Annotated in this window: 20 protein-coding genes; 7 read left to right on the top strand and 13 right to left on the bottom strand. The window is 43.3% G+C overall.

The genetic code is table 11. From position 1 onward, the window contains the following. Positions 1-133 precede the first annotated feature (133 nt). Positions 134-382 carry a GNAT family N-acetyltransferase gene (locus tag ST37_RS00905; RefSeq protein WP_277922119.1) on the top strand — a complete coding sequence of 83 codons (249 nt, stop codon included), beginning with the start codon at positions 134-136 and terminating at the stop codon, positions 380-382. A 20-nt stretch (positions 383-402) separates the two neighbouring features. Here the strand turns inward: ST37_RS00905 and sigZ are convergent, their stop codons facing one another. Further along, a complete protein-coding gene (sigZ, locus tag ST37_RS00900; RefSeq protein WP_084882651.1) occupies positions 403-951 on the bottom strand; it encodes an RNA polymerase sigma factor SigZ in 549 nt (182 codons plus the stop codon). Positions 952-1210: 259 nt separating this feature from the next. Between sigZ and ST37_RS00895 the strand changes: the two genes are divergently transcribed. Continuing rightward, a complete protein-coding gene (locus tag ST37_RS00895; protein WP_084882648.1) occupies positions 1211-1753 on the top strand; it encodes a GNAT family protein in 543 nt (180 codons plus the stop codon). 1022 nt (positions 1754-2775) lie between these two features. On the opposite strand, the gene ST37_RS00885 is transcribed toward ST37_RS00895, so the two are convergent. Continuing rightward, positions 2776-3510: an HAD-IIB family hydrolase gene (locus tag ST37_RS00885; RefSeq protein ID WP_084882643.1), complete on the bottom strand. Its 735-nt coding sequence runs from the start codon at positions 3508-3510 to the stop codon at positions 2776-2778. A 229-nt stretch (positions 3511-3739) separates the two neighbouring features. On the opposite strand from ST37_RS00885, the gene ST37_RS00880 reads away from it, so the two are divergent. Further along, positions 3740-4501 carry a hypothetical protein gene (locus ST37_RS00880; RefSeq protein ID WP_084882641.1) on the top strand — a complete coding sequence of 254 codons (762 nt, stop codon included), beginning with the start codon at positions 3740-3742 and terminating at the stop codon, positions 4499-4501. Positions 4502-4745: 244 nt separating this feature from the next. Here ST37_RS00880 and ST37_RS00875 read toward each other — a convergent pair whose 3' ends face one another. After that, positions 4746-5084 carry a cytosolic protein gene (locus ST37_RS00875; protein WP_084882684.1) on the bottom strand — a complete coding sequence of 113 codons (339 nt, stop codon included), beginning with the start codon at positions 5082-5084 and terminating at the stop codon, positions 4746-4748. A gap of 462 nt (positions 5085-5546) precedes the next feature. On the opposite strand from ST37_RS00875, the gene ST37_RS00870 reads away from it, so the two are divergent. The 3 genes from ST37_RS00870 (at position 5547) to ST37_RS19895 (ending at position 7547) form a co-directional block, all read left to right on the top strand. Further along, positions 5547-6440: a sensor domain-containing diguanylate cyclase gene (locus tag ST37_RS00870; RefSeq protein ID WP_084882681.1), complete on the top strand. Its 894-nt coding sequence runs from the start codon at positions 5547-5549 to the stop codon at positions 6438-6440. 420 nt (positions 6441-6860) lie between these two features. Further along, a complete protein-coding gene (locus ST37_RS00865) occupies positions 6861-7142 on the top strand; it encodes a hypothetical protein (protein WP_143698081.1) in 282 nt (93 codons plus the stop codon). 267 nt (positions 7143-7409) lie between these two features. Beyond that, on the top strand, positions 7410-7547 hold the full coding sequence (locus tag ST37_RS19895; RefSeq protein ID WP_172400900.1) for a hypothetical protein: 138 nt from the start codon (positions 7410-7412) through the stop codon (positions 7545-7547). A gap of 146 nt (positions 7548-7693) precedes the next feature. On the opposite strand, the gene ST37_RS00860 is transcribed toward ST37_RS19895, so the two are convergent. The 8 genes from ST37_RS00860 to ST37_RS20175 form a co-directional block, all read right to left on the bottom strand. Further along, positions 7694-11107, bottom strand: a complete 3414-nt coding sequence (locus ST37_RS00860; protein ID WP_143698084.1) for a hypothetical protein — start codon at positions 11105-11107, stop codon at positions 7694-7696. A gap of 184 nt (positions 11108-11291) precedes the next feature. Then, a complete protein-coding gene (locus ST37_RS00855; protein ID WP_084882636.1) occupies positions 11292-12272 on the bottom strand; it encodes an ABC transporter ATP-binding protein in 981 nt (326 codons plus the stop codon). Continuing rightward, the gene (locus tag ST37_RS00850) at positions 12269-13261 is read right to left on the bottom strand and encodes an ABC transporter ATP-binding protein (RefSeq protein WP_084882633.1); all 993 of its coding nucleotides are present in this window, start codon (positions 13259-13261) and stop codon (positions 12269-12271) included. Before ST37_RS00850 ends, ST37_RS00855 begins: the two co-directional genes overlap by 4 nt. After that, positions 13258-14241 (bottom strand): ABC transporter permease, encoded by a 984-nt coding sequence (locus ST37_RS00845; protein WP_084882631.1) that lies wholly within the window; start codon positions 14239-14241, stop codon positions 13258-13260. Before ST37_RS00845 ends, ST37_RS00850 begins: the two co-directional genes overlap by 4 nt. Positions 14242-14267: 26 nt before the next feature. After that, positions 14268-15242: an ABC transporter permease gene (locus ST37_RS00840; RefSeq protein WP_084882628.1), complete on the bottom strand. Its 975-nt coding sequence runs from the start codon at positions 15240-15242 to the stop codon at positions 14268-14270. A 169-nt stretch (positions 15243-15411) separates the two neighbouring features. Then, on the bottom strand, positions 15412-17061 hold the full coding sequence (locus ST37_RS00835) for an ABC transporter substrate-binding protein (protein WP_084882626.1): 1650 nt from the start codon (positions 17059-17061) through the stop codon (positions 15412-15414). A gap of 418 nt (positions 17062-17479) precedes the next feature. Next, positions 17480-17674, bottom strand: coding sequence for a hypothetical protein (locus tag ST37_RS20180; RefSeq protein WP_242426170.1), 195 nt, complete (start codon positions 17672-17674; stop codon positions 17480-17482). 14 nt (positions 17675-17688) lie between these two features. Further along, the gene (locus ST37_RS20175) at positions 17689-17913 is read right to left on the bottom strand and encodes a hypothetical protein (RefSeq protein ID WP_242426169.1); all 225 of its coding nucleotides are present in this window, start codon (positions 17911-17913) and stop codon (positions 17689-17691) included. A gap of 256 nt (positions 17914-18169) precedes the next feature. On the opposite strand from ST37_RS20175, the gene ST37_RS00825 reads away from it, so the two are divergent. Further along, entirely contained in the window at positions 18170-19222 is a 1053-nt protein-coding gene (locus tag ST37_RS00825) for a LacI family DNA-binding transcriptional regulator (RefSeq protein WP_172400899.1), read from the top strand. Here the strand turns inward: ST37_RS00825 and ST37_RS00820 are convergent. After that, positions 19219-21471 (bottom strand): glycoside hydrolase family 2 TIM barrel-domain containing protein, encoded by a 2253-nt coding sequence (locus tag ST37_RS00820; protein ID WP_084882623.1) that lies wholly within the window; start codon positions 21469-21471, stop codon positions 19219-19221. The genes ST37_RS00825 and ST37_RS00820 overlap by 4 nt on opposite strands. 63 nt (positions 21472-21534) lie before the next feature. Beyond that, on the bottom strand, positions 21535-22800 hold the full coding sequence (locus ST37_RS00815; protein ID WP_084882620.1) for an extracellular solute-binding protein: 1266 nt from the start codon (positions 22798-22800) through the stop codon (positions 21535-21537). Positions 22801-22859: the final 59 nt, after the last annotated feature.

Raw genomic sequence — 22859 nt, 5'->3', positions numbered from 1 at the left:
TTATAATCAAACAAGGAGGCACAGTGCTCTTGGATATCTAAGTCCAATCAACTTTGAAAAACAAAATGTCGCTTAACCGTGTGTCCAGTGTTGCTGGGGCAGATCACTTTGCCCTAATCCACAATACCGAGATATTAGATTCGCTATTAAACCGTCGATGCAAGGTAAGGGCTTTGCGAAAGAAGCAGCGCAGGCGGTCATTCAAGAATACTTTGTACAGCATAGCGAATCGATATTAGGCGTCGCTATCGACTCAAATGAGCCAAGCCTTGCTCTGCTTAGCCTGCTGGGCTTTTGTAATGATGAAATTGCAACCCCGTATTCAAGCAGAGAAGGGTTAACCGTACTACGATTAAACAAGCCAATTTACAGTGTTAAGTGACCTAGCTAAACTGCATAAATTCATCGTGGTTCTGGGCAGTTACAGCTGTCTCGCTTTGTATAATCGATAAGATTACCCTGCGCATCTCGCGTGAATAAACAGCAGCGATTAAACAATTGGTAAAGATCATCGCGAGCTCTTTGTACTCTTGATTTTACGGTTGAATAATTAATGTTGTGTTGCTCGGCATACTGTTTTTGACTCATGCCTTCAATTTCTATTGCTTTTAGCAATCCCTGTTGCTCTGTAGTCAGGCAATTAATAAAGGGCTCAATGCAGGGGCCCATTTTAACGATGAGCAGTGTTTCCGAAGCTTCCAGCTCGTGAAGCTGTTCAGAGAACTCTTCACTTGGCTTTTGTTTTCGGTAAAAATCCATCATCGCGTTATGAGCAATTTGAAATAGCCAAGACTTTAGCTTACTAACGTCATTTAGAGTATCTATGTTTTGATAGGTTTTTAACATCACGTCTTGAAGAATGTCGTCTGCATCAGCTTGGTTTCGTAAGTTTTTAAACAAAAATGCTCGCAAACTCACTTCATACTGTTGCCATATCTGCTCTAATTCCATATTGGTTACCTTCTTCAACACTGGTGACAGTATAACCGAACCTACAAATGTGAAGAAAGTAAGGAGTTACGCGTTCAACGCTTTCTAATTACAGCTTTTTAAGCGATTATTCGTAACATTAGCCTCTTTTTGGTGTTTAGCTTTCCATGCGCATGCCGATCTTTGTAAAACTGTTTACCTCTTTTGTAAACGACTCTCAAGAGTGTATTAAGTTTGTTTATGGCGTTGGATATAAGCTCAAATTGTAAAAGGACATAGCGTGGAAGCGACGATCGAGATACGAAAGGCCGCCCCTAGTGAACTAAACGATCTGTACGAGCTAGTCACAAACAACAGTGAGTGGACGCGATTTAACGGCCCGTACTTTCCATACAGCCACCCAACTTTTGAGCAGTTTCGCACTGATCTCTTTAATAAGCTGTTATTGGGTGAGTCCATTAAGTTAATTACTCTCAATGGTGTACCCGTTGGTTCAGTCAGTTATTACTGGGAGTGCGAGTCGACACGTTGGCTTGAAGTGGGCGTCATAATTTACGATCAAGCTCATTGGGGAAAAGGCATCGCGCGCCCTGCCCTTCGGTTGTGGATATCTGAGCTGTTTGACCGCTTTGATATTGCTCGGGTCGGATTGACTACCTGGTCTGGTAACCCACGAATGATGAAATGTGCAGAAAAACTCGGTATGACGCAAGAGGCTCGCCTTCGTAAAGTTCGCTATTTCAATAGTCACTATTATGATTCGGTTAAATATGGTGTATTACGCGAAGAGTGGAAGACGCTGATGGCTCAAGATTGCGCTTAAAGAGGAAATTTTTTAGACATTAATTTTCTGTTTTATTGCCTCCACTTTCAAGGCATTCTAGGTCCAGCAACAAGTTGCAAGTCATGCTCCGCAACGCATTGGAGTAGTCTCCCAGTGGTTGTTATGCTAATCGTTGTTCCCCCTAAGAAACTACGATAAAAAAAGCGCCAATATCGATTTTGATGTTGGCGCTTTTAACTAAGTCCCCTACTGATAGTTAGCCTAACTACTTCGCACTGACCCGTTTCATATTGACGATCTTTGCGCCGAATAGTGGGTCGCAGACAAACGCCATAAACGGCTAATGAACTTTTTCATCTCATCGAAGTCTAAAATTTTAGTTTAGATAATTAGGTAGCTGGCCTTTAATCAGTATATTAGTTCGCGATGAGAACTCGCCTGAAAGTGACTCGGTTCTCCCTACATGTAGGTAGTCACTTCAATTACACATCAATTTTGCCACTCAAAACACTGTCAATGAATTGATTCATCTGCGCTACCGACTTGATGATCACAACATCTTTTGCGGCAGATCAGTAGCGGATCAAGCAAAAATACCAAACCGAGCCATTGACCGATTTTTTTGTGTTGAGATACGCTTTTATCAATATTGCAGAACAGTGGTGCTCGCTTATAACATGCGACCAGTGGAAACTGCACAAAAAGGCCATTCCCGCAATTAGATTCACCACACCAATTAACGACAAATAGATCCCTTTCGAATCCATATTTTGTGTTAGCGAAAAGGCGAGTGGCAACGTGATAAGAAAACAGTAACCGACAATCCAGTAACTGACTGAAAAATTTTAGATTAACTTCGCCCAAAGTGACGGTTTTGTCTCTTTTGCTGAGACCGCATTATGGTCAAGAGTGTCTGTTCGCGTGGCGTTCACAAGCACATCCTCAATGTAGTGTGTATAACCACATTATTGATGCGGAGATTGGGGCCATTATGAAGAAAATGTAGAGATTGCAACTCACTGCACGAGCAACCTCCCTAGTTGACTATTTTAACTTCGATATCAACACACTGCGTGCGAACGTTGCCAAAACTCAAAACCCTCAATGACGCCTTTAGAATGATGGCCCTTGGCAACATACACATTTTGCCGCTCTGCTAAATGCGACACCTCAGGGTAATGATTTCCCACCAATACCCCGTTAACGCCTGGGAGCGTCAACATAGTGGTGTCATTAGCGGAATCGCCAGCCACCACGACTTCTTGAGGTTTAATACCGAGCGAGTCCAGCAAGTATGAAAGTGCCGTGGCCTTATGAATTCCGGCTGGTGTGACGTCTAAGAACCAATCGTGTGAATAGGTAATGTCAACTTGAAGGTTATTGTCAACCAATACCTCATGTACTGCATCGATCTGCGATGCAGCGAGCTTTCCTTCAAAGGTGAGTTTAAATTCGCCTTGATGCTGTCCATTTTGAGCACCCACAAAAGGTAAACACTCTAACAGTCGTTCCAGATGTTCTCGGTCCCACTGCTGTTTCACGTTGCTATGCCACCTTAGATCCGGACTTAACACTTTACCATGGTGCAGTTGAGTGCCAACATCGCTAATAATGCTTGTCGGTGCCGGGTAATCACCACTAGACAGCCCATCACAAATAGAGGGTAAAGTACGTCCCGTGGCAACCACAAAACTTAACGCATGGTTTCGCTCGATAAACTGCTTAAACTCAGTAACTAACGACGCTTTACCGCCTGAAATAGTGCCGTCAAAATCGCACACAAGCATTTTAATCATTTTTATGTCCCCTAGCCTTTTCATTAAGCTTTCCTCACATTTAAAGCAAGCACAAGAGAATTTCTGAATGAGTCTTTACTTTTGTTATCGTCCATACGTTTGGTGCAACTTATTACCTGTTTTTAGAGTGACTATTTATTGAGATATGACTCTCAATTCCTCAAGAAACCGCTTCCTTTAGCGCTATGGTCAACGCAAGATCACGTCAAGAAAACAAAAGGGATAACCAATGATTCAATTTTGGAACGGGAATAAAACGGCAGCTCGCCAAGCCCATGAATACGAATTGATTTCTAAACTTTTAAACAGTAGAGAGATCCACAATAACCTTACCGACTACCCTAACGCTGAAGACGAAAGTAACATTTTTCATAAAGGTGCAGATTTACTCGTTACCGTAGCAGGCAATCCCAAGTTTGCTCCTGAGACGTTTATCGAAGTTGCGCCACCTCTCTGCTTTGGCTTGCTAGGGTGTCGGTTGCTGATTACCCGAAAAATGGATGTTCAGTTTGACCACATTACTCAGTTAGAACTCAAGCAAAAGATCGCTGGTGTCCCTGCAACATGGGCCGACGCCACATTACTGCGTGACAACGGCTGCACTGTGTTGGAAGAAGGTGATATCGAACATATCCTAACCGCCATCTCACAAGGAAATGTCGATTATCTTTCTTTAGGTGCCAATGAAGTGCACGCAGTATTTGACCAATTTAAATCGCGCTTTCCCGATCTCCATATTCACCCAGAAACGATGATTTACTATCCATTGCCACTTGTATTCTATGTCTCGCCAGAACAACCAGAGCTCGCAGAACGCCTTTCAAAATGCATGCGTCGTATGTACCGCTCAGGTGACCTTTTAGGATTGTTGAAAGCGCATTATGGGGAGAGCATTCAAGCGTCATACTTAGATAAGAAACATTGCGTGAAGCTCGACAATCCAGCTTTAACTGAAGAACAGAATCAATGGCCTTGTATATTTTTGTCTTAACGGCGGAAAATCAAGATCGAGATAATGAAGCTTGCTTAAACCTGACATAGCACACTTGCGCTACTGCGCAGTGAAGTGTTCGAAGAAGTCTATAAAGTTTGGTCATAGCGGTTAACGTTTCATCGATAACCTTGTTGAAGCTACCAAACTAAGCTAAGCAATGGGCACCCAAATCATAAGAGAAACGTGTGCCGAAGAAAGGCTAGATATTCCGCTTGAACATTATCAATGTGTTGGACTAAATTCAGTCTAATCGAGTAATAAAGGTCTGCTCGTCATTAACAAAAGCTACAAAGCCGCCGTGATAAATAAACACCCGACCACGTCCTTCAACTAAACAGGCAAGTTGAGGGTTCAAATCTTCTTCGTTATCTTTGCTTTGAAACGTGCCGGTATCGGTGACTACACCGCTAAATGTAGGCAGGTATCCATAAGTACGTTTGGCTTGATCAATCAGGTTTAATTCGCTGGTGGCAGAGAAGCAAGACGGAATCGCACCAGCGTCTTCAATAAATAGAGTTTTCAGTTCTTCAAAAGCGGTTATGACTAGCCAGTCGATGCCGTTAACTTGATGGATAAACATTAATTTTCTCGGTATTTTTATTGCCGAGATTTTATCACTATCAAGTTGGTACATAATAGAGATTTTGTCACTAAAGTTGGTATTTCTGTACGGATAGCGAACATACCCTAGGCAAACTTGGAAAACGCTTTTGCCGTTAGGTCTATTAAGTTGTCGTAGGTGATAATACGGTTCTAACCCATTCTACGTTAACGTAGTGACTCAGTGGCAGATCCCGCAACTGGTTCCATCGTACTTTTATCATGGTGACTGGAGGAGATGCGATGCCAGAAGGATCATAATAGCGTCCACTTTTACACAAATTCAACTTATTATCACATTTACATAGTTATGGGACTGGATCAAATTTCGAGAAAAGGTAGAGTAAAGCTATAGACTTGTTAGCAATTCAGACTGATACAATAGCTATTTGTATAATGCGATCTAATTATGAAACGCATCGTTATTACGAGGTTAGCATTTATGGAAGAAAGTAAACTAGAAGAATACGAAGCGATCATTACGTCGTTACCTGATATGGTTTTTGTTCTGACCGAGTCAGGGCGTTATGCCGCAGTATTAGGCGGAGAAAGCCCAGAGCAATATCATGATGGTAGTTTTTTAGAAGATTTGAACCTATTTGATGTACTGCCCAAGCAAAAAGCCATTTGGTTTATCGAAAGGATTAAAGATACACTTTCCGCGAACACATTGAAGATTTTTGAATATTCACTTGCGGCTGATGAAGTGGATAATATTAATCCGAGTTCTGGCCCTACTGGAGAGCTTAGATTTGAGGGGCGAGTCAGCCCATTGAATTATTTACGATATGGAGAGCGCGCTGTTGTATGGGTCGCACGAAATATAACCGAGCGCTATCGACTAGAAAAGCTATTAACTTATCAGGCCGAAGTCGATCCTCTTTCTAATGCGTTTAATCGAAGAAAACTATTTGAATGTATGGATCAGGCTTTCTATAGTTTCCAGCGGCACAGAGAAAACATAAGTTTCCTCCTGTTAGACATTGATGATTTTAAGCAAATTAACGATAGCTTCGGTCACCAAGTAGGTGATAACGTTATACGATGCATTGCTCAGCTATGTCAATCTAAGATTAGGCAGACTGACGTGTTTGGTCGCATCGGTGGAGACGAGTTTGGAATTATTTACAGAAGTACATTACCTACATCATTTGCCTTTGCAGAACAACTAACTACTCTATTAGTATCGACGTCTTCTGATATAAATGTATCTATCAGTATCGGGATTAGTCAATTTGAAGAAAGTGACAATAATATCGAACAAATCTACCAACGAGCTGACAATGCGTTATATAAATCGAAAAAGGCGGGTAAAAACACCTGCTCAACTCACTAATTTTCGGATAATGCTACGGGTAAAGCGTGGAACTCTCAGATATCTATTAAGCCCTTGTCTGAAGTGACTAGAGAGGGATATAAATCAAACTCATCCAAAGCCGATAACTTATTGATAAAAAATAGTTAATATCACATTAATTACTATTTAAGTATTATTGTCCAGCCTCTAAACAATTTGAGCTGGCAAGTCTTTTGTGGAAAGTTTTTGTGCCTCAGTTTCGAGTGCATTCCAAAAAGTCACCTTGGCTATATCACTGCTATCAATTTGGCAAGAATGCTAGCTCAAAAATGACCAATAGTTTGCTACGTCACATTGTGTCATCACGTTTTGCGATACAAAAACGGATGAGAGTGTTACTGTATTGCACACTTTCAAACGCCGGCAACTAGGTGTGTAACATTCTATGGCTAAATAGAAATGAAGTCGAATTTAGAGCTAAAGTTAGTGGCTGTGGCTATTGTGATAGCGCTGCTAAACATTATAGCGCACCTGCTAATGAGTGAGTTCTTTCACGACTTCCCATTGCTCGAATACTCTCTGGCATCCATCCCTATCATGATGCTGTTATTATGTCTTGGGGCGTTACGTGCAGCAACTCGCGCATGGCGAAATGAACATGAGCAAAATAACCGAAGCATGTCGGCGAGTGGTGATGGATCCCAACAAACACTGAATCAATGTGAGTCTCGCAGCGATTAACAACCTCTAGCATAAACAAAAGCTCAACATCAGAGCACTTACAACTAAATCATCACATTCACTAAAAATCGACGTGAAAGGCCAAAGTACCGAACCTGCCAAGAATGTAAACGCATTTCGGATTCCCAATTTCGAGAGTATAAACGCCCAAAGCTAATCACTTTGGACTTTTTATTGTGGTGGTAAAGTAACAATCGATGACAAATGTTCTAATGCTATCAACACTCTTAAGTTAACGGGTAAAACACAATTAATAGGTGACGCATCATGAGTAGCACACTGGTATTACTTACTATTCTGGTAACCGGCGTAATCATCGGTTTATTAGCACTGTATTCGCCACAGCTTTCTAAGTGGAGTCACGATAAAGTGCGCAAAGCACAAAAAAACAAAGACCAACGTTAACCTTAATGGAAGTCTATGTGGTCACTTAGTTGGGCGTTTACAACTCCTAAAATTGTCCGTACAAAGCTAATTTGGGCTGGATCACGGTCAAAAATTGAAGAAAAAAACCAGTGACAAGTCACTGGTTTTTCTATCTTGCGAATGTTCTACGCGATTGACACTTCAACACGTAACACTTTTCCGTCACGATTGAAAATAGACGACGATACTTCCTTAGTAAGCGTCATGTCTGGCATAGACAGTGACTCACCATTGGCCAATACAACCGTAATTGCATTATTCTGAGCAGCCGTGTACACAAAAGGGACTTGGCAATAGCTATAGCCAAGTTGGCCTGCCGCTAGTTCAATGTCACAGGTTTCACCTTGAACATTTTGGAATTGATAGACCGCTTTTTCTTGTAACAGTTCATCGCGATTTAACAACGTTGGTGAAATGCTTACTTGCCCACCATCGACAAATAGACCCAATTCGACAAAGCGCGTTAAGATCTCTTCTTTCACCTGGCCTGTCATACCCGGTTGTTGAGCGCCAGCTTGTTTTGGCGTGTGAGAGTATGGGTCAGTTGGGAATGCACCATAGTTTTCAGCACTCTTATTAAAACCAATACCATCGCGCACTCGGTAGTAGTATTTAGCAAGCCCTGCCACTACCTCACTTGGTGCATCTTGTTCCAATGCGAGCAAGTAGTTTTCTTGGGTCGCAAGCAACAGTTTTGACACCATATGCCAGTAGATACATCCCAAACCTTCGTAACCAAACATAGTACCAGAACGGCCAGTAAAGGCTTTGTGGTTGAAGACCTCTTCAAAGATGCTTTCTACTTGCTGCCAGTCTTGCTCTGCAGCATCAACATAGTCGCCTTTGACTTTCGCAATGGCGTCACGCAGGTAACCTACATTTTCAAACTGCGCGTTAAAGTGCAATGCGCCATTTAGATCGGATTCAATCAGTCGGCGATCGCCGTTTTCTAGCATGCTTGATAGCAACTTGCTTTGCTCAAGGGTTGCCGCTGGTATCTGGTTTTTAGCCAAGAAGCTCGTTAGGTCGCGATCTGGATACAACATAAAGCTGTCTTGATCGGCGCGGTACATCTCACTAGTAAACAGCGTTTCGATTAACTCAATGCTTTGTTCTGGCGTTAGTAGCCCAGAGCTCAGTACCGACACCTGCCCTTCCAACATTGGGTACAGCTCTTCAATGTTTAGTGCATTATCGGTGTAAGTGAGAATGTTGTATGCGTTGTACAATCCATCTTCACGTAAGTTATTACGAATGCTGCTGTCTAAAATCTCCAAACTAACCGTCAGTAACTCCGACACAGTCTGGGTGTCTATAGATTGTTTACCACTAAAGCCCGCTTCATACACGTTAACGCGGTATAGCTCGGCCGCACCAGCCAATTGCTTAAGCACTAGCATACGACGCTCACCATCCATTTCGCCTTGAGAGATCGCTTGAGACGTCTCATTCAAAATGGTAGAGGTGGTGTTAATCCACTGTACAACCTCAGCCGACAATTTGGCGTTGCTTGGCAATGCCGCGACAATTTGCTGCATAAACGCTACATAGCGACGCATGTAGTACAAGGTCACCATTGATAGGCCGTTACCGACAATGGCATTGTTGGCGTCGTTCCATTCTGGGCGTTGGGTGTTGAGCCAAATACCACCATCAACCACCAGGTTACTCAGTTTGCTAAGCAATGGAACGAGCACTTTCTCTAGCAAGTTCACTTGGTAAACCGTGTCATCGCTATTCAGCATCAAACGACCGTCACTGCCAAGTTTCGCGACTTTCTCGTCAATAAAATCTTGCTTCTGCTGGTTAAAGCTTACGGTGTCTTTAGGGTTAGCGAACAAGCCGTCAACGCCACAGATTTCGTATGGAACATGTGCGTAGCTAAACTGGTCTTCAGTCAGCATGTTGATCAATGCTTCACGATCAAATTTGTCTGCCAGTTCTAGGAACTTAAGCAAATAAATGATCTGATGATCACCCCAGTATCCGATGTTGCTCCACGGGTCTGTTGGGTCAAGGATCTCCCAATCGATACCTTGTTTGGTAATGCGATATGGGTTGTAACCATCGGCAGTAGAGGCATTCACAAACTTAGCGATAAACGAGCCAATAAAACCTGGGTAGCTTAATGCCATTGCTTCCCAGTTTTGGAAGATGTCGCGCCAGTTGCCTTGGTAAGACAATAGACGATCGCCGTTTTCATCTTTTAGCTTAATTTCGTAGTGGTTCCATGGGCGACTTGGGTCACCATGACGTCGGCCAAAGGTCAGTGGCAAGTATTCGTAACAAAGTCGAACCAGTTGTTGATCACCGGTTTTCTTAGCCGCAGCAATCAACTCAGCATGAGTCAATTCGCTTTCTAAATTGCTCACAAACTCGGTTTGATTTTGCATAACCTGCTGGTTGTAGGCAGTCAGCGTTTTCACTACGTCTGCTTTATCTATCTGGTAGTTGTTTTCAATTACGCCGCCGCGCATGTTATTAAACAGCACGTTCGCATAGTGGTGAACGGTAGTGTTCTCTTGAGCTGTGCACTGCCAAGCATCCGCGCCAGACATAAGGTTAACCAGTTCGGTTTGGTTTTCGGCGATACTTTGTTCAACCAAACGCGCTGTGTCCACAGGCACTTTTAGAGTATCGCGTAATTGTGCGACGTCTTTATGGCTTTTGTCGATATCGGCCACAATGCTCCAGCTGTTACTGCTGCCCGCGCCAAGAGCGACGGTTTTATGGATCAAGTAACTGCCACGAACACCTTTAGTGAGTGTTTCGGCCGTGATCGCGCGTCCTTTTCTAAATGCCGTAACTTGCTGGCTGCTAAGTAACACTTGGCTTGCGTCGCTATCGATGCTAAATACCGTTGTCGCCAATAGTGATTCAGCAGGGTCAGCTCGATCGCTCAGTTTGGCGTACATGGTGTAAAGCGCAAGGCTTGAATCTTCGACCTTTTCGTTCCATTTGTAGGCATCAACCAATGCGCTACGAGTTTGCAATGCGCCTAGCGGTGCACCTGGCGGTAAAAGGTTCTGAATACCGTCGAGCATTTCAACTTCAACGGTAGCTTGGGTAAGGTTGGTTAGCTCTGAGCGACGCACGAAACCAAATTGCTCACTGCTACTCCAGCTATATTGAAAACGAAGCCCTAGAGAGTGGTTCATTTCTTCAAATACAATTTTGTCGCCAATGGCATTTTTATACAGGTTACGTTCAACCTCGTATAAGCCGTCATGATGAGGGTTAAACGGTTCCCACATCGATACGCCACTTTGTTGACGAACTTTAAAAATAGATTTTGCGCCGGTGTTGTCAGCACTTTCGTGAATGTAGTCTACCGACTTGTATGGAAATAGAGCATTTTCGGGGCGAATTCGACCCGCAGACAGAGAGCCGGTCGATGAAATAAACAACCAGTGGTCACTGGCGGAAACCACACTAATAAAAAATGGGTTCATATGATCGACATTGCCGATCTTGTAGAAACGCTCGTTATTGAGCGTGACAAACTCACCTTGAACGGTGGTATTAGGTGCTGCTTGCATTGTCATGAAATGCTCCAAAAATTAAAAATAAAAAAATTTCATCTTTAGAAAGGAGCAATCCATGTTGCTTAATACACTCTCCAAAGATTCTGAGATAATTGTTGTTTACCATTGCCAGTATAGACAGCAACGGTAAACAATACTGTGGTATAGAAAACACTATAACCGCTTTTCTATTAAGGAATTATTGCGGGTTATGACAGCGAATAAAGTGGTCCTCTGCCAGTTGAGTAATGCCCGGGAAATCACCTTGACACTTCTCGATTGCACGTGGGCAACGCGCAGCAAATGGGCACCCTTGACTGTCTGGCTTCCAAAGTGGAATTTCGCCTTTCTTCGCACCAAGCTCGCGACGTCCACCACGACCCGGCTCGGGTACTGCCGATAGCAATAACTGGGTATAAGGATGTTTTGGCGTTTGCGTCACTTTGTCACTGTTACCCCACTCCACCATATGTCCGACATACATAACTGCGGTCTTCTCAGCAAAGTAACGTGCGGTCGCAATGTCGTGCGTGATGTACATAAACGAAATGCCGTGCTTATCTTTTAAGTCCGCCATTAAGTTCAAAATGCCCAATCGTACGGATACATCAAGCATCGAAATAGGCTCATCCGCCAAAATAACTTCTGGATCAACCGCAATCGCGCGGGCAATTGCAACACGCTGGCGTTGACCACCACTCAGCTCGTGGGGATATTTTTCAGCCGTTTCAACAACTGGCGTCAAACCAACAAGCTCAAGAAGCTGATACACCAATTGATCAATATGCTCAGTCCCTACTCGGTTGTGTATCTGTAGTGGACGAGCAATATGGTGGTGGATTGTATGCACCGGATTAAGCGAGCCAAATGGGTCTTGGAAAATCATCTGCACCTGACGTGCATACTCTAGAGTCCCATTCTCTTCAATGTAGTCATCGATAGGCTGGCCTTTAAACTCAATCTGGCCATCTGTAGCGTCGTAAATTCGAGTAAGAACACGGGCACCAGTACTTTTACCAGAACCGGACTCGCCCACTATCGCTAGCGCTTCGCCCTTGCAAAGATCAAACGATACATCGTTTACGGCGCGCATGTACGCGTCTTTTTTCTTACTGGTACCAACACGGAAATCTTTAACTAGGTTTTTAACCGAAAGAATCACTTCTTGACCGTTATTCATCGTACTTCTCCGTGGGCAATAGTGTGTGAGGCAGTGAGTAAGTTGCACGCTGCGTGGTAGTCTTGACCCACTTCAATGAGCTGAGGATCGACTTGCTTACATGCTGCAACGCAGTCGTTGCAACGGTCTTGGAAGTTACAGCCTTGAGGCAAGTTAAGTAGGTTCACAGGGTTACCCGGAATACCATACAAGCGCTCTTTAGGCCCATGAATACTTGGGAACGAGGCAACCAAACCTTTTGAATAAGGATGGACAGGGTCGTTAAACACTTTTTGCGCTTCACCAATTTCAATAAGATTGCCCGCGTACATCACGCCGATTCGGTCCGCAATCTCACCCATTAAGCTCAAGTCGTGCGAGATAAACAAAATCGAGAATCCGAATTTGGTTTTTAGGTCATAAAGCTCATTCAAAATTTCACGTTCTACCACAACATCCAGTGCAGTAGTAGGCTCATCCATGATGATCAGCTTAGGCTCTAGTGCCAGTGCAATCGCAATCACCACACGTTGACGCATACCGCCGGACAATTGGTGCGGGAAACTCTTAAGGCGATCACCGTGAATACCTACAATGCCCAGTAGTTCAACCGCTTTGTCACGAGCTTGTGTATAAGGCACATTTTTATGGGCAATGATCACGTCGATGAGCTGCTCACCAATGGTAATAACCGGGTTCAACGAGTTCATTGCGCTCTGGAATACCAGCGATGTTTCGTTCCAACGGAATTTACGCAGTGCACGGTCATTCATTTTTAGAATGTCAGTACCTTTGTAAAGAATTTCACCCTCAGAGATGAGTGCCGGCGCTTTGTGCAGTCTTGCAATAGCGAATGCTAAGGTACTTTTACCACACCCTGACTCGCCGGCAATGCCTAAGGTTTCACCTGGCATAATTTCTAAGCTAACGTTATTAACCGCACGTGCCACACCATTTGGAGAGACGTAGTCCACGCACAAGTTGTTAATTTCTAATAATGGCTGGCTCATGCTAGACCTCGACGCTTATCTGCTTCTTTTTTCATTTTCGCCCACAGTTTCATGTGCGCGCCTGTTTTCAGTTTTGGATTACTTACTTGGTCAATGGACATATTGATCAGTGCTAACGCACCACCTGTCACGGCTAAAGCAATCGCAGGAACTATCATTTCCCACCATGCGCCGGTGTAAAGCGCTGCTGAAGTTTGCGCCCAGTAAAGCATTGAGCCCCAGCTGACTTCAGTTGCATCGCCCAAACCTAAGATGCCAAGGCCCGCTTCTGCACCCATAGCGTAGATAACCGCGCCAAGAAAACCACCAAACACAATTGAGGTAAGGTTAGGTAAAATTTCTACAAAGATGATGCGTAATTTAGACTCACCCATTACTTCTGCAGAGATAATGTATTCTTTATTACGTAGCGCTAGTGTTTGCGAGCGGATAACCCTTGCGCCCCATGGCCAGGAGGTAAACCCGAGCAACAGCGTTATTACCAGGGACCCTACTTGCCCCAAGAACGCGGCGAGTACTATCAACAGAGGTAACTGAGGGAAAACCAAAAATACGTTGGTGATAAAGTTAAGCCACTCGTCAACTTTGCCGCCCATGTATCCAGAGGTTACACCAACAACAACGGCCAATGTCATGGCGATGATGCCAGCAGTTAATGCTACAGTTAGCGTTTTCTTACCGCCATGCAGTACTTGGCTGTACACGTCACGACCACTTCGAGTCGTACCCAGTAGGTACTCAGCGCTTGGCTCTTGGTGTGGTCTTGCGACACGTTTTTCTGGGTTATGAGTCATTAATACTGGAGAAAATAACGCGCCAGCAAGAATGATAGTAATTAAAAAGGTACCAATGATCGCTGGCGGATTACCATGGAAGAAATTCTTAAGAATGTGCTTCCATTTGCGAAATGAGGTCGCTAAGTTTTTAGGGCGAGACGCCGGAATCTTCGACGTATCCATGCTTGCAGTTAATTTGTTCATAATTGTTCTCTTTCTCTGCTACTGCGTTATTCGTCGATACGTGGGTCAAGCCATACGTATAACAGGTCGGCGACAAAGTTTGCGGTGAGTACCGCAGACACTAAGATAAGAAGGATGGCTTGGATAAGCGGGTAATCACGCGCGGTGATCGCCTTTAGCAATATGTTGCCAAGCCCTTGGTAGTTAAACACCACTTCCGTCAAAATCGAGCCCGCAAAAGAGAAACCAATTGCCATCGCAATAGCGGTTGCAACAGGCAGAATTGCATTACGTCCAGCGTAGCGATACATCACTCTAAAACTGGTTAAGCCTTTCGCTTCCGCCATGGTGACGTAGTCTTCGCCCAACACATTGATCATCGCGTTACGCATGTTAAATACCCATGTTGCGATACCGACCAAAATCATCGAACCCATTGGTAGCACAGCATGGTAGGCCACGTTGCTAATAAACTCCCAAGTAAATCCAGGCACTAAGTTAGGATCATAGGTGTAGCCAAGTGGGAACAACTCCATTTTTAGACCGAAGATGTAGAACAGCAATAGCGCGGTAACAACATAAGGAAAGTTACTGATGAACGCCAATACAGGCGGAACGACTTGTCCAAAAAAACCTTCACGTCGGTAAGATGCGTAAGTACCAATGCTTACTCCAATGATCAGCGCGACTATCAGAGAACCAAGTGCAAGGAACATGGTCCACGGAAGCGCCATACCAATAACGTGGGTCACTTCTGTAGGAAACATCAATACCGATGGCCCTAGGTCTAAAGTGAAAACACTTTTAATGTAGGCAAAGTATTGCTCTGCAAGAGAGCCATCGACAAAGCCGTACATTTCTTTAACGGCTTCCATTTGAGAAAGATCCATTTTGCCACCAGCTGCTGCAAAAAGAGCGTCGACGGGGCTTCCTGGCATTATGCGTGGCAAGAAAAAGTTAAAAGTTATTGCCACAAAAAAAGCCGTTAGATAAAAACTAAAGCGGCGAACGATAAAATTCATAAGACATCCCAAGATAGTGCTATAACCGGCAAAACACCGAAATCAAAAAGGTTTGGGCAACTCTCCTCCCGCCTCAACAGTGAGAGGAACGAGGAGAGTCTAGGGGGTTGACTGTATAGAGTGGGTAGAGCCACCAGTCCCAACTTACTGATGGCCTTCCCCTATTCGATTACTTCTGATGAAGGTTGTCGAAGATTTTCACTTTTTTGTCTGCTTGGTAGTAGTTAGGGTGAATGTACGGGTTTTCCGCATTTGGCCAACCTACTACTTTCTCGGTGCGGTACTGAAACCAAGTTGGGTTAGAGAACAGTGGGATAAATGGCATGTTTTCCGCGGTAAACTCTTGCAACGTGTTGATGATTCGAGTTTGCTCTGCCGCGTCGTTAGTGCTACCGAAAGATTCGATTAGTTCAGACATATCTTTAGAGAAAATGCCGTGGCTTGCGTGCCATGAAGTTCCTACAGCACTCGCTGCAAAGTAGTCTTGATAAGACTGAATTGGGTGCGCATTGTTTGTGTTTGACCAGTTAATTGACATGGCGTAGTTGCCGTCTTTTAGGTTCTTGTCATACACAGACCAGTCAACAGTCTTAACATTGGCTTTAATACCAACTTCTTCAAACATCTCTGTTACGATTTGTACACTTTGAACCCAATCAGTCCAGCCGTTTACCACTTCAATGTCGAATGAAATTGCATCGCCATTTGGCAGTTGACGGAAGCCATCACCGTTTTTATCGGTGTAGCCCGCTTTGTCTAGAATTGCAGCTGCTTGCTCTGGATCGTACGACGTGTATTGAGAGTATTTTTTCTCTATATCTTTGTCGACGTAAGAGTCAAAGTAGTCACCTAGGCCGCCAAGGTAATGGTTTGGCGTTGGGTAACCGTACGCAGCGATATCAACGATCAGTTCGCGATCAAGAGACATAGACAGGGCGCGACGAACTTCTAGGTTGTCAAAAGGTGCCGCCTTAGTGTTCATGTAAAGATGGATTGCATCGTTACCTGGGTACCAGTAATGGTTGTTTTCTGGATCCGCTTCTACAAACGTTTTGTCGATATCGGCAATGAAGTTTGAACCCCAATCAATCTCACCTTTCATCAGTGCAGCTTGAATTTGAGAGTTGTCATTGTATGAACGAGCAACAACACAATCTAGGTAAGGACGGCCTTCAGCTGCCTGCCAGTAATGCGGGTTACGACACAGTTTCATTTGCTGTGCGCGCATAAGTGCAACTTCGGTAAAAGGCCCGTTACCCACTGGATTTGGGTTAGTAAAGGTGGTTAGATTTTCAACTTCGCCCCAGATATGCTTAGGAACGATGAAGTAGTCTTTTAGGCCCCAAACAAACGTCGAATCAGCGGCATTCATTTTGAATACAACCGTTGTTTCGTCCGTTGCTGTTACGCTGTCTAGTTTACCTGCGTCACCCCAAATACCTTTTACGTCGAATGCGCGAGTCTCTTTAGTCATATTGTAGCTGTATGCTACATCTTCTGCGGTCAATGGAGTGCCATCAGACCATTTTAAATCTGGGCGAACTTTAACGGTTACAGACATCAGGTCATCAGCAACAGTGATCGATTCAGCCAAACGAGGTTCGATTTCACCAGTTTTACCGTTATGTATAAAAAGTGGCTCGTACATAGTACCAGCCATCAAATCTTTAACTGTATAAGGGTTAAAGTTTTCAACAAAACCTGTACCGATAGCAGGGATGGTAACTTCGCCCCCTTGCTGGATTGAGGTATCTGCAATTGCAGAGCCCGCAGCCATCAAACCGATAACAAGTGAAGAAACAGCGCTTTTGTTAAACATAATGTCGTAATCCTTTTTATTCACATTAATTGTGGATTTTTCATCCAAAAAGAAACCGCTACCTTTTGGCTTTCAAAAAAATGCGCTTAGTGGAGCGCAATAATTTGTTATAAGGCTGTAATTGTGGCCACGCAAACGATAAAACAGTTACATTGACCCATAACGCCTTTTTAATAGAAGAAAGACTAAAAGGAACCGCTTTCTTGAAATGAAGATTAAAGGACTGCACACACAAATTCAGGGAAGTGGATCTCATTTTATAAACAATAGCGATTTTGTGGGTAATTTCGTGATCTAAAGCGTCCAATCGCGCTTGAAAGGTGGCTTTGGTCGATATCTAGAAGGGTAAAGTTTTAACAATTGTGGATTGCTGGCCTAATAAACCAGCAACAAAATGAAAGCGCTACCACTAACGCTATTATTTCTGAGTGGTCATAACGGTTTTTGCTGCCCCAACATTAAGCAGCTTTTGGTAAGCCGAAGTCACGGTGTTCACAAAGCCATGTTGATTCTTTAAGTCCGAGCCAAAGATAGACTTAATCGCTAATAACTCAGGCACAACGTTCGCACTGAGCCCATGCTTGTCATAAATCGCTTTAAACGTATCTGCCATAGGATCATTGATCGCTATCTCCTGCCCTTTTCATCCACACCAGACACATACCTCATCCAACCTGCCACGCCTAATGCTAGCCATCGGTAATTAGAATGGTGCTGCAAATGAAAACGAAGTGAATCGCCATATCGCTGTGGTAGCTTTTGGCTTCCGGCAGTTGCGATTTGGCCAGTACGATGCTTCAAACTTTGATTTGAAAAACGTTCGATGAGTTTAAGAAGGTAAGTTTCGAGCACTATCCCTTTTTGGCATAACAAGAGTGGGTGGTATACGATGTATGTTTTCGCTTAATAAATATTGAGATAACATGAGGGCTCTCGACTAATAGCAAGCAAAGCTCAATTCTCACCACCATATGACTTGGGGTTACTGGTCACCTTTACACAACGCTATATTGTTGCAGATAGTGTCACAAACCTAGATGATTTATTGCACTTTACTTGTCTAATGAGGCAAAGTGGACTTAGCTTATACGAGCACATTTCGGGAAAAATGACGACTCTTAATGACATAAAAATAAAAACTGGGCTATCCAAATCCACTATTTCCCGTGTCCTAAATCATGACCGCAGCTTATCTGTTAGTCAGGCCACCCGCGAACTAGTATTAAAAGTTGCCAAAGAGTTAAACTACCAAACTCCCAAAGAAAAGCGTAAGCGAAAAACCGCTGAAAACCTCATCACTTCCAGATCACATTTTGTTAAGCATTCGGGTAGTGCTACGAGTTTGATCGTCATTCATTTTTTGAATTCAGATGACGAGTGTTTAGACCCTTATTTTACATCCATTAGAATAGGGATTGAAAAGCGTGCTGAAGAATTATGCCTAATTCCGCATCACATCTTTAGCTCAACAATTCAATTCAATCTTCCCTTGCTAACGCAAGCAGATGCAGTGGTCTGTGTAGGTCATTTTTCTAGTACACAAATTGAACAAATTCAAAGCTGCTCAAACAAACTTATATTTGTAGATTCAAACCCTCTTGGAATGAAAAGTGATAGCGTCATGTTCGATAGACATCACGCAGCGTTAGATGTAGTTAAGACTATTTTACACAGTGGTTTTCAATCTCCAGCCTTTATTGGAAATGACGAGACTAGGCTACATGTATTTAGGCAACTGACTCAACAATATGGCCGCTATCAAGACGCATATTGTAAGATTACAAACACATTTAGCATCGAAGAAGGCTATCTATCGATGCGCGAAATACTTAAAGAAGAGTACTATCCGGATGTAGTGTTTGCAGCAACAGACATTATTGCGATAGGTGTGTATAGGGCGATTTTAGAAACTGGATTGAGAATCCCTCAGGATATATCAATTGTAGGAATGAATGACATTCCAATGGCAAAAACAATGACACCTCCCCTATCGACCGTATGGCTGCCAGCCAAAGAAATGGGCGAGGCCGCTATCGATTTGTTTGTTGAACGGCTCAATGGGCGCGCCTATAACAAATGCGTGACTTTAGGTCATGAAATGAAATGGAGAGACAGTTTTTCTGCTGCCTCACCATTAAAATTTCCACTTGAAAAAAGCTAGTCTTCTACCACAGTTAGGTTAATGACCTTTCTTCCAAAATATCGACTTTCAACTACAATACTCGCTTCGCCAGCCTGTGCCGCCACTACCCAAAATGCATTGTTACCGGCATCTAATGTTAAAAGGTTTGGCCCACAAACAGCTAAATTGCTTGATGTCGTAATCGATAATACATCGTCGAAATAAGGCATGCATTGTTGTTTTTGGTCTAGAGCTGCAACACCTATTCTACAACTGTCATTGCAGTTCGCATATAACTGATACGTTTGTACATCAAGTTCAAGTGTTGTTGGCACTGGTGAACCTGAAAACTCACAGACTTCGACAATCTCGCCATTGAGGTACCCTGTAAATCTAACGTCATCCCAGGTTAAACCCCAACCTCCAATTTCGAGATCACCAATACTATATTCGTCGATCACTATCGGTGCATTTGGTAAATGAGGAAAGCGAGATCTATCAGGGAAGTAAAACTGACTCTGACCATCAGCAAGTGTGATTTTTACTGAGTCGCAGTTGGTTAATATAATCAACGGAAGTGCTTTTGCGGCAGGTCTCTCTCCACGAGTCCAATAGGTGACAGGCTTGAGTATAGGAACATCAGTTGCGGGCTGCTGACTTGCATAAACGTATGCTGCGAACTTTGGCGTTCTAAAGGCATCAGATACACCGTGATAGCAGACCTTATCTCCACTGCCAAAATCTCGGTGAGTATTATAATCGAATAAGCACCATGTGATGGCACCACTAATACTCGCATTTCCGTAACTAGCATCCAGGACTCGTAAGTGTTTCATGACATGTTCTTGTTGCCAATTTTCACAATCTGCTTTCTTAGTGGGAAACATATGTCCCCCGTATTCAGTCACCAGATATGGAACCGAACGTGTTAGACCAGTCACTGATTGGGGTGTTCTTAGTGCTATCTCATCATTTGGATTAATTTGGTCATCGCTAAGTACAAAATCATTCATCGTATAGACATCTTCTAACAACTCACTGTTTTGAATACAGCGCACTCCTCCAGTCTGTCTAGAAGGGTCTAGGGTTTTCGCCATACTGTGAGTCTTTGAATAAAAATCGTGATCATCGGGGGATTCATTAATGCGCGTTCCCCATAGAATTATGCTCGGATGATTCCAGTCTCGCTCAATCATCGATTGCACATTGTCTATTGCTCTTTTCTGCCAGGCATCATCGCCTATATGCTGCCACCCTGCAATTTCTTCAAATACCAATAACCCTATTTGATCACAACGGTCTAAAAAATGGGGGCACTGTGGATAGTGAGATGTTCTTACTAGATTAAACCCTAATCGATGCTTTATATAATCAGCATCAAACTGTTGAGCACGCTTACCCATAGCGTATCCTTTATAAGGAAAGCTTTGGTGGCGATTTACACCTGTAATTTTTAACAGCTTACCATTTAGATAAAATCCAGTGGGCGTAAACTTAGCCTCCCTGAATCCAAATTGGCGACTGTAATTATCCTCTACACTTTTGCCCATTATACTAATTTCTAACGTATACAATGCAGGATTCGACGGCTCCCAAAGTTCAATTTTAGAGACAGGATTTAGCTCCACACTATACCGCTGTGAATGCCTCTTAGAACGCACAGTTCTCGGCTGTGCAATTTCTTTACCCTCACTATCTAAAAGACGAACCTCAATGATGAGCTCTGGATAATCATCCGAAAACTCTTCCAAAAAAATAGAGGCTTGCACATGTGGTTCGTGCAGTACATTCAGCGTGTCTATCTTTACGTTTTTTATTCGAACTTCGTCATATTCAGAAATTGTTACATCGCGATATATACCAGGAAAACAAAGGTAGTCAATTCTGCCACCAAATGGCGGAATTGCTGGATTTTCTTTACCCGAAAGTGTCACGGTAATTAAGTTTTCACCTAGCTTTAAAAATGGATTTAGATGAACATCAAATGATGTAAATCCATCACTGTGCGCTTTGCTAAGCACTCCATTTACATAAACATGGGCGTCACACATGACCCCTTGAAATGTCATTACCTGTTGGCGAGTTATTTGCGTCTCGCTAATTGTAATTACTTTGTGGTAAGTAAAATCCTGATGTAGAACTGTTTCGTCAAAATAGTTCAGTGGGAGATCCACACTATTATGAGGTAAAGTGACTTGCTGATAGTTATCTAAATTGCTCAGTGACGATAAAACGTGATGACCGGCGCCAAACCACCAACCTTCATATAAAAATTGTGTACTATGCATTAAAAATTGCTCCAAGGAACTCGCAAAGTTGCCGCCTGCCAATGTGACAAGCGGCGAATGGGATTATTGTATTAGTAGAAATTTCAGGTTTTGCTCAACTTGAGTAAGCACGTCTTTTACTGGTGCTCCTTTCAATATTGCGGGTATTGACGCACTAATTGCATCATCGATTTCTTGTGTATACATGCCATACGAGACTTGAGGTATTTCATTTACCCATAAAGAAAAGTCAGCAAACACTTGTTGTCCACCAAAAAACGGATCTGCAGTTTGATAGGCTTCACCCTTGCCGGCAGGGAGGTAAGTGGCCATTGCGCCACGATCAATCAACAAGCTTTGATACATATTGACATCAGACGCGAAGGTCTTTGAAAGAAAATCAATCACCAGTTCTCTATTTTTAGTCGTGCTCAAGACGTACCAACTTGATCCACCCTGGTTTGAGGCGTGCTTAGCACCTTCTACCTTAAGTTTTGGAATAGGAGCAACCCGCCATTTACCCGCTTGATCCGGCACGTTCTTAATTGACCCCATAATCCATACGCCAGACGTCACCGTAGCTACATCACCGCTGTTGAACCCTCCTATCAATTCCGACCACCCAGAAGTAGGCCTAGCTATGTCTGCTTCGCTGATTGCCTTAATTGTCTCAAGCGTTTCGATTAGTGCTTTGTTATTTGCGAGATTGAGTTCACCCTCTTCGTCTAAAAACCACTCTCCTCCTGATTGCATCATTATATGAGGCAAGACAACATCGTCAGTATCGAGTGTTAGCATATATTTGCCAGTTTTTTCCTTTACTTGTTTACCAATATCAATAAAGCGCTTCCATGTAATATTGAGCATATCGTCGTGCGTAAAGCCAGCTTGTTCCAAGTAATCCGAACGATAAAATAAACCAGCGACTCCTGAGTCAAATGGGATTCCGTATACATCATTATTTACTTTCATTACCTCAACTTTATATGGAGCAAATTGTTGATAATCTATGTAGTCTTGCAATGGTAAAAATGATCCTGGATAAGCCTGAATGTACTTTTGTGCGTTGTAGTCTTCTATGAGTACAATATCAGGAAGGTGTTTGGTCACACCGGACGCAAGCATTGTATGAAGCTTTTGTTCAATGTCCTCTTTTCCCGAGTCGATCACTGTTAAATTAAAGCTGGAATCAACACTTTGATAGCGTTCCGCTGCTTCATTCATAGCTGCTACGTTAAAGTTAGGGTCCCAAGCCCATACTTTAATTTCTTCGGCGTAAATTGCAGAGCTAAAGCCAACCGCAGTTATTGCGATTCCTAGTGCTAAAGATATTGGACTGAAGTTTTTCATCTTCTACTCTCCTTATGGATTTATACCTAGATTAGAGAGTTGGTTTGCCCTAAACAACG

Source organism: Vibrio sp. qd031 (assembly GCF_002100145.1).
GTDB lineage: Bacteria > Pseudomonadota > Gammaproteobacteria > Enterobacterales > Vibrionaceae > Vibrio.
This window is presented reverse-complemented; position numbering and strand designations above follow the sequence as displayed.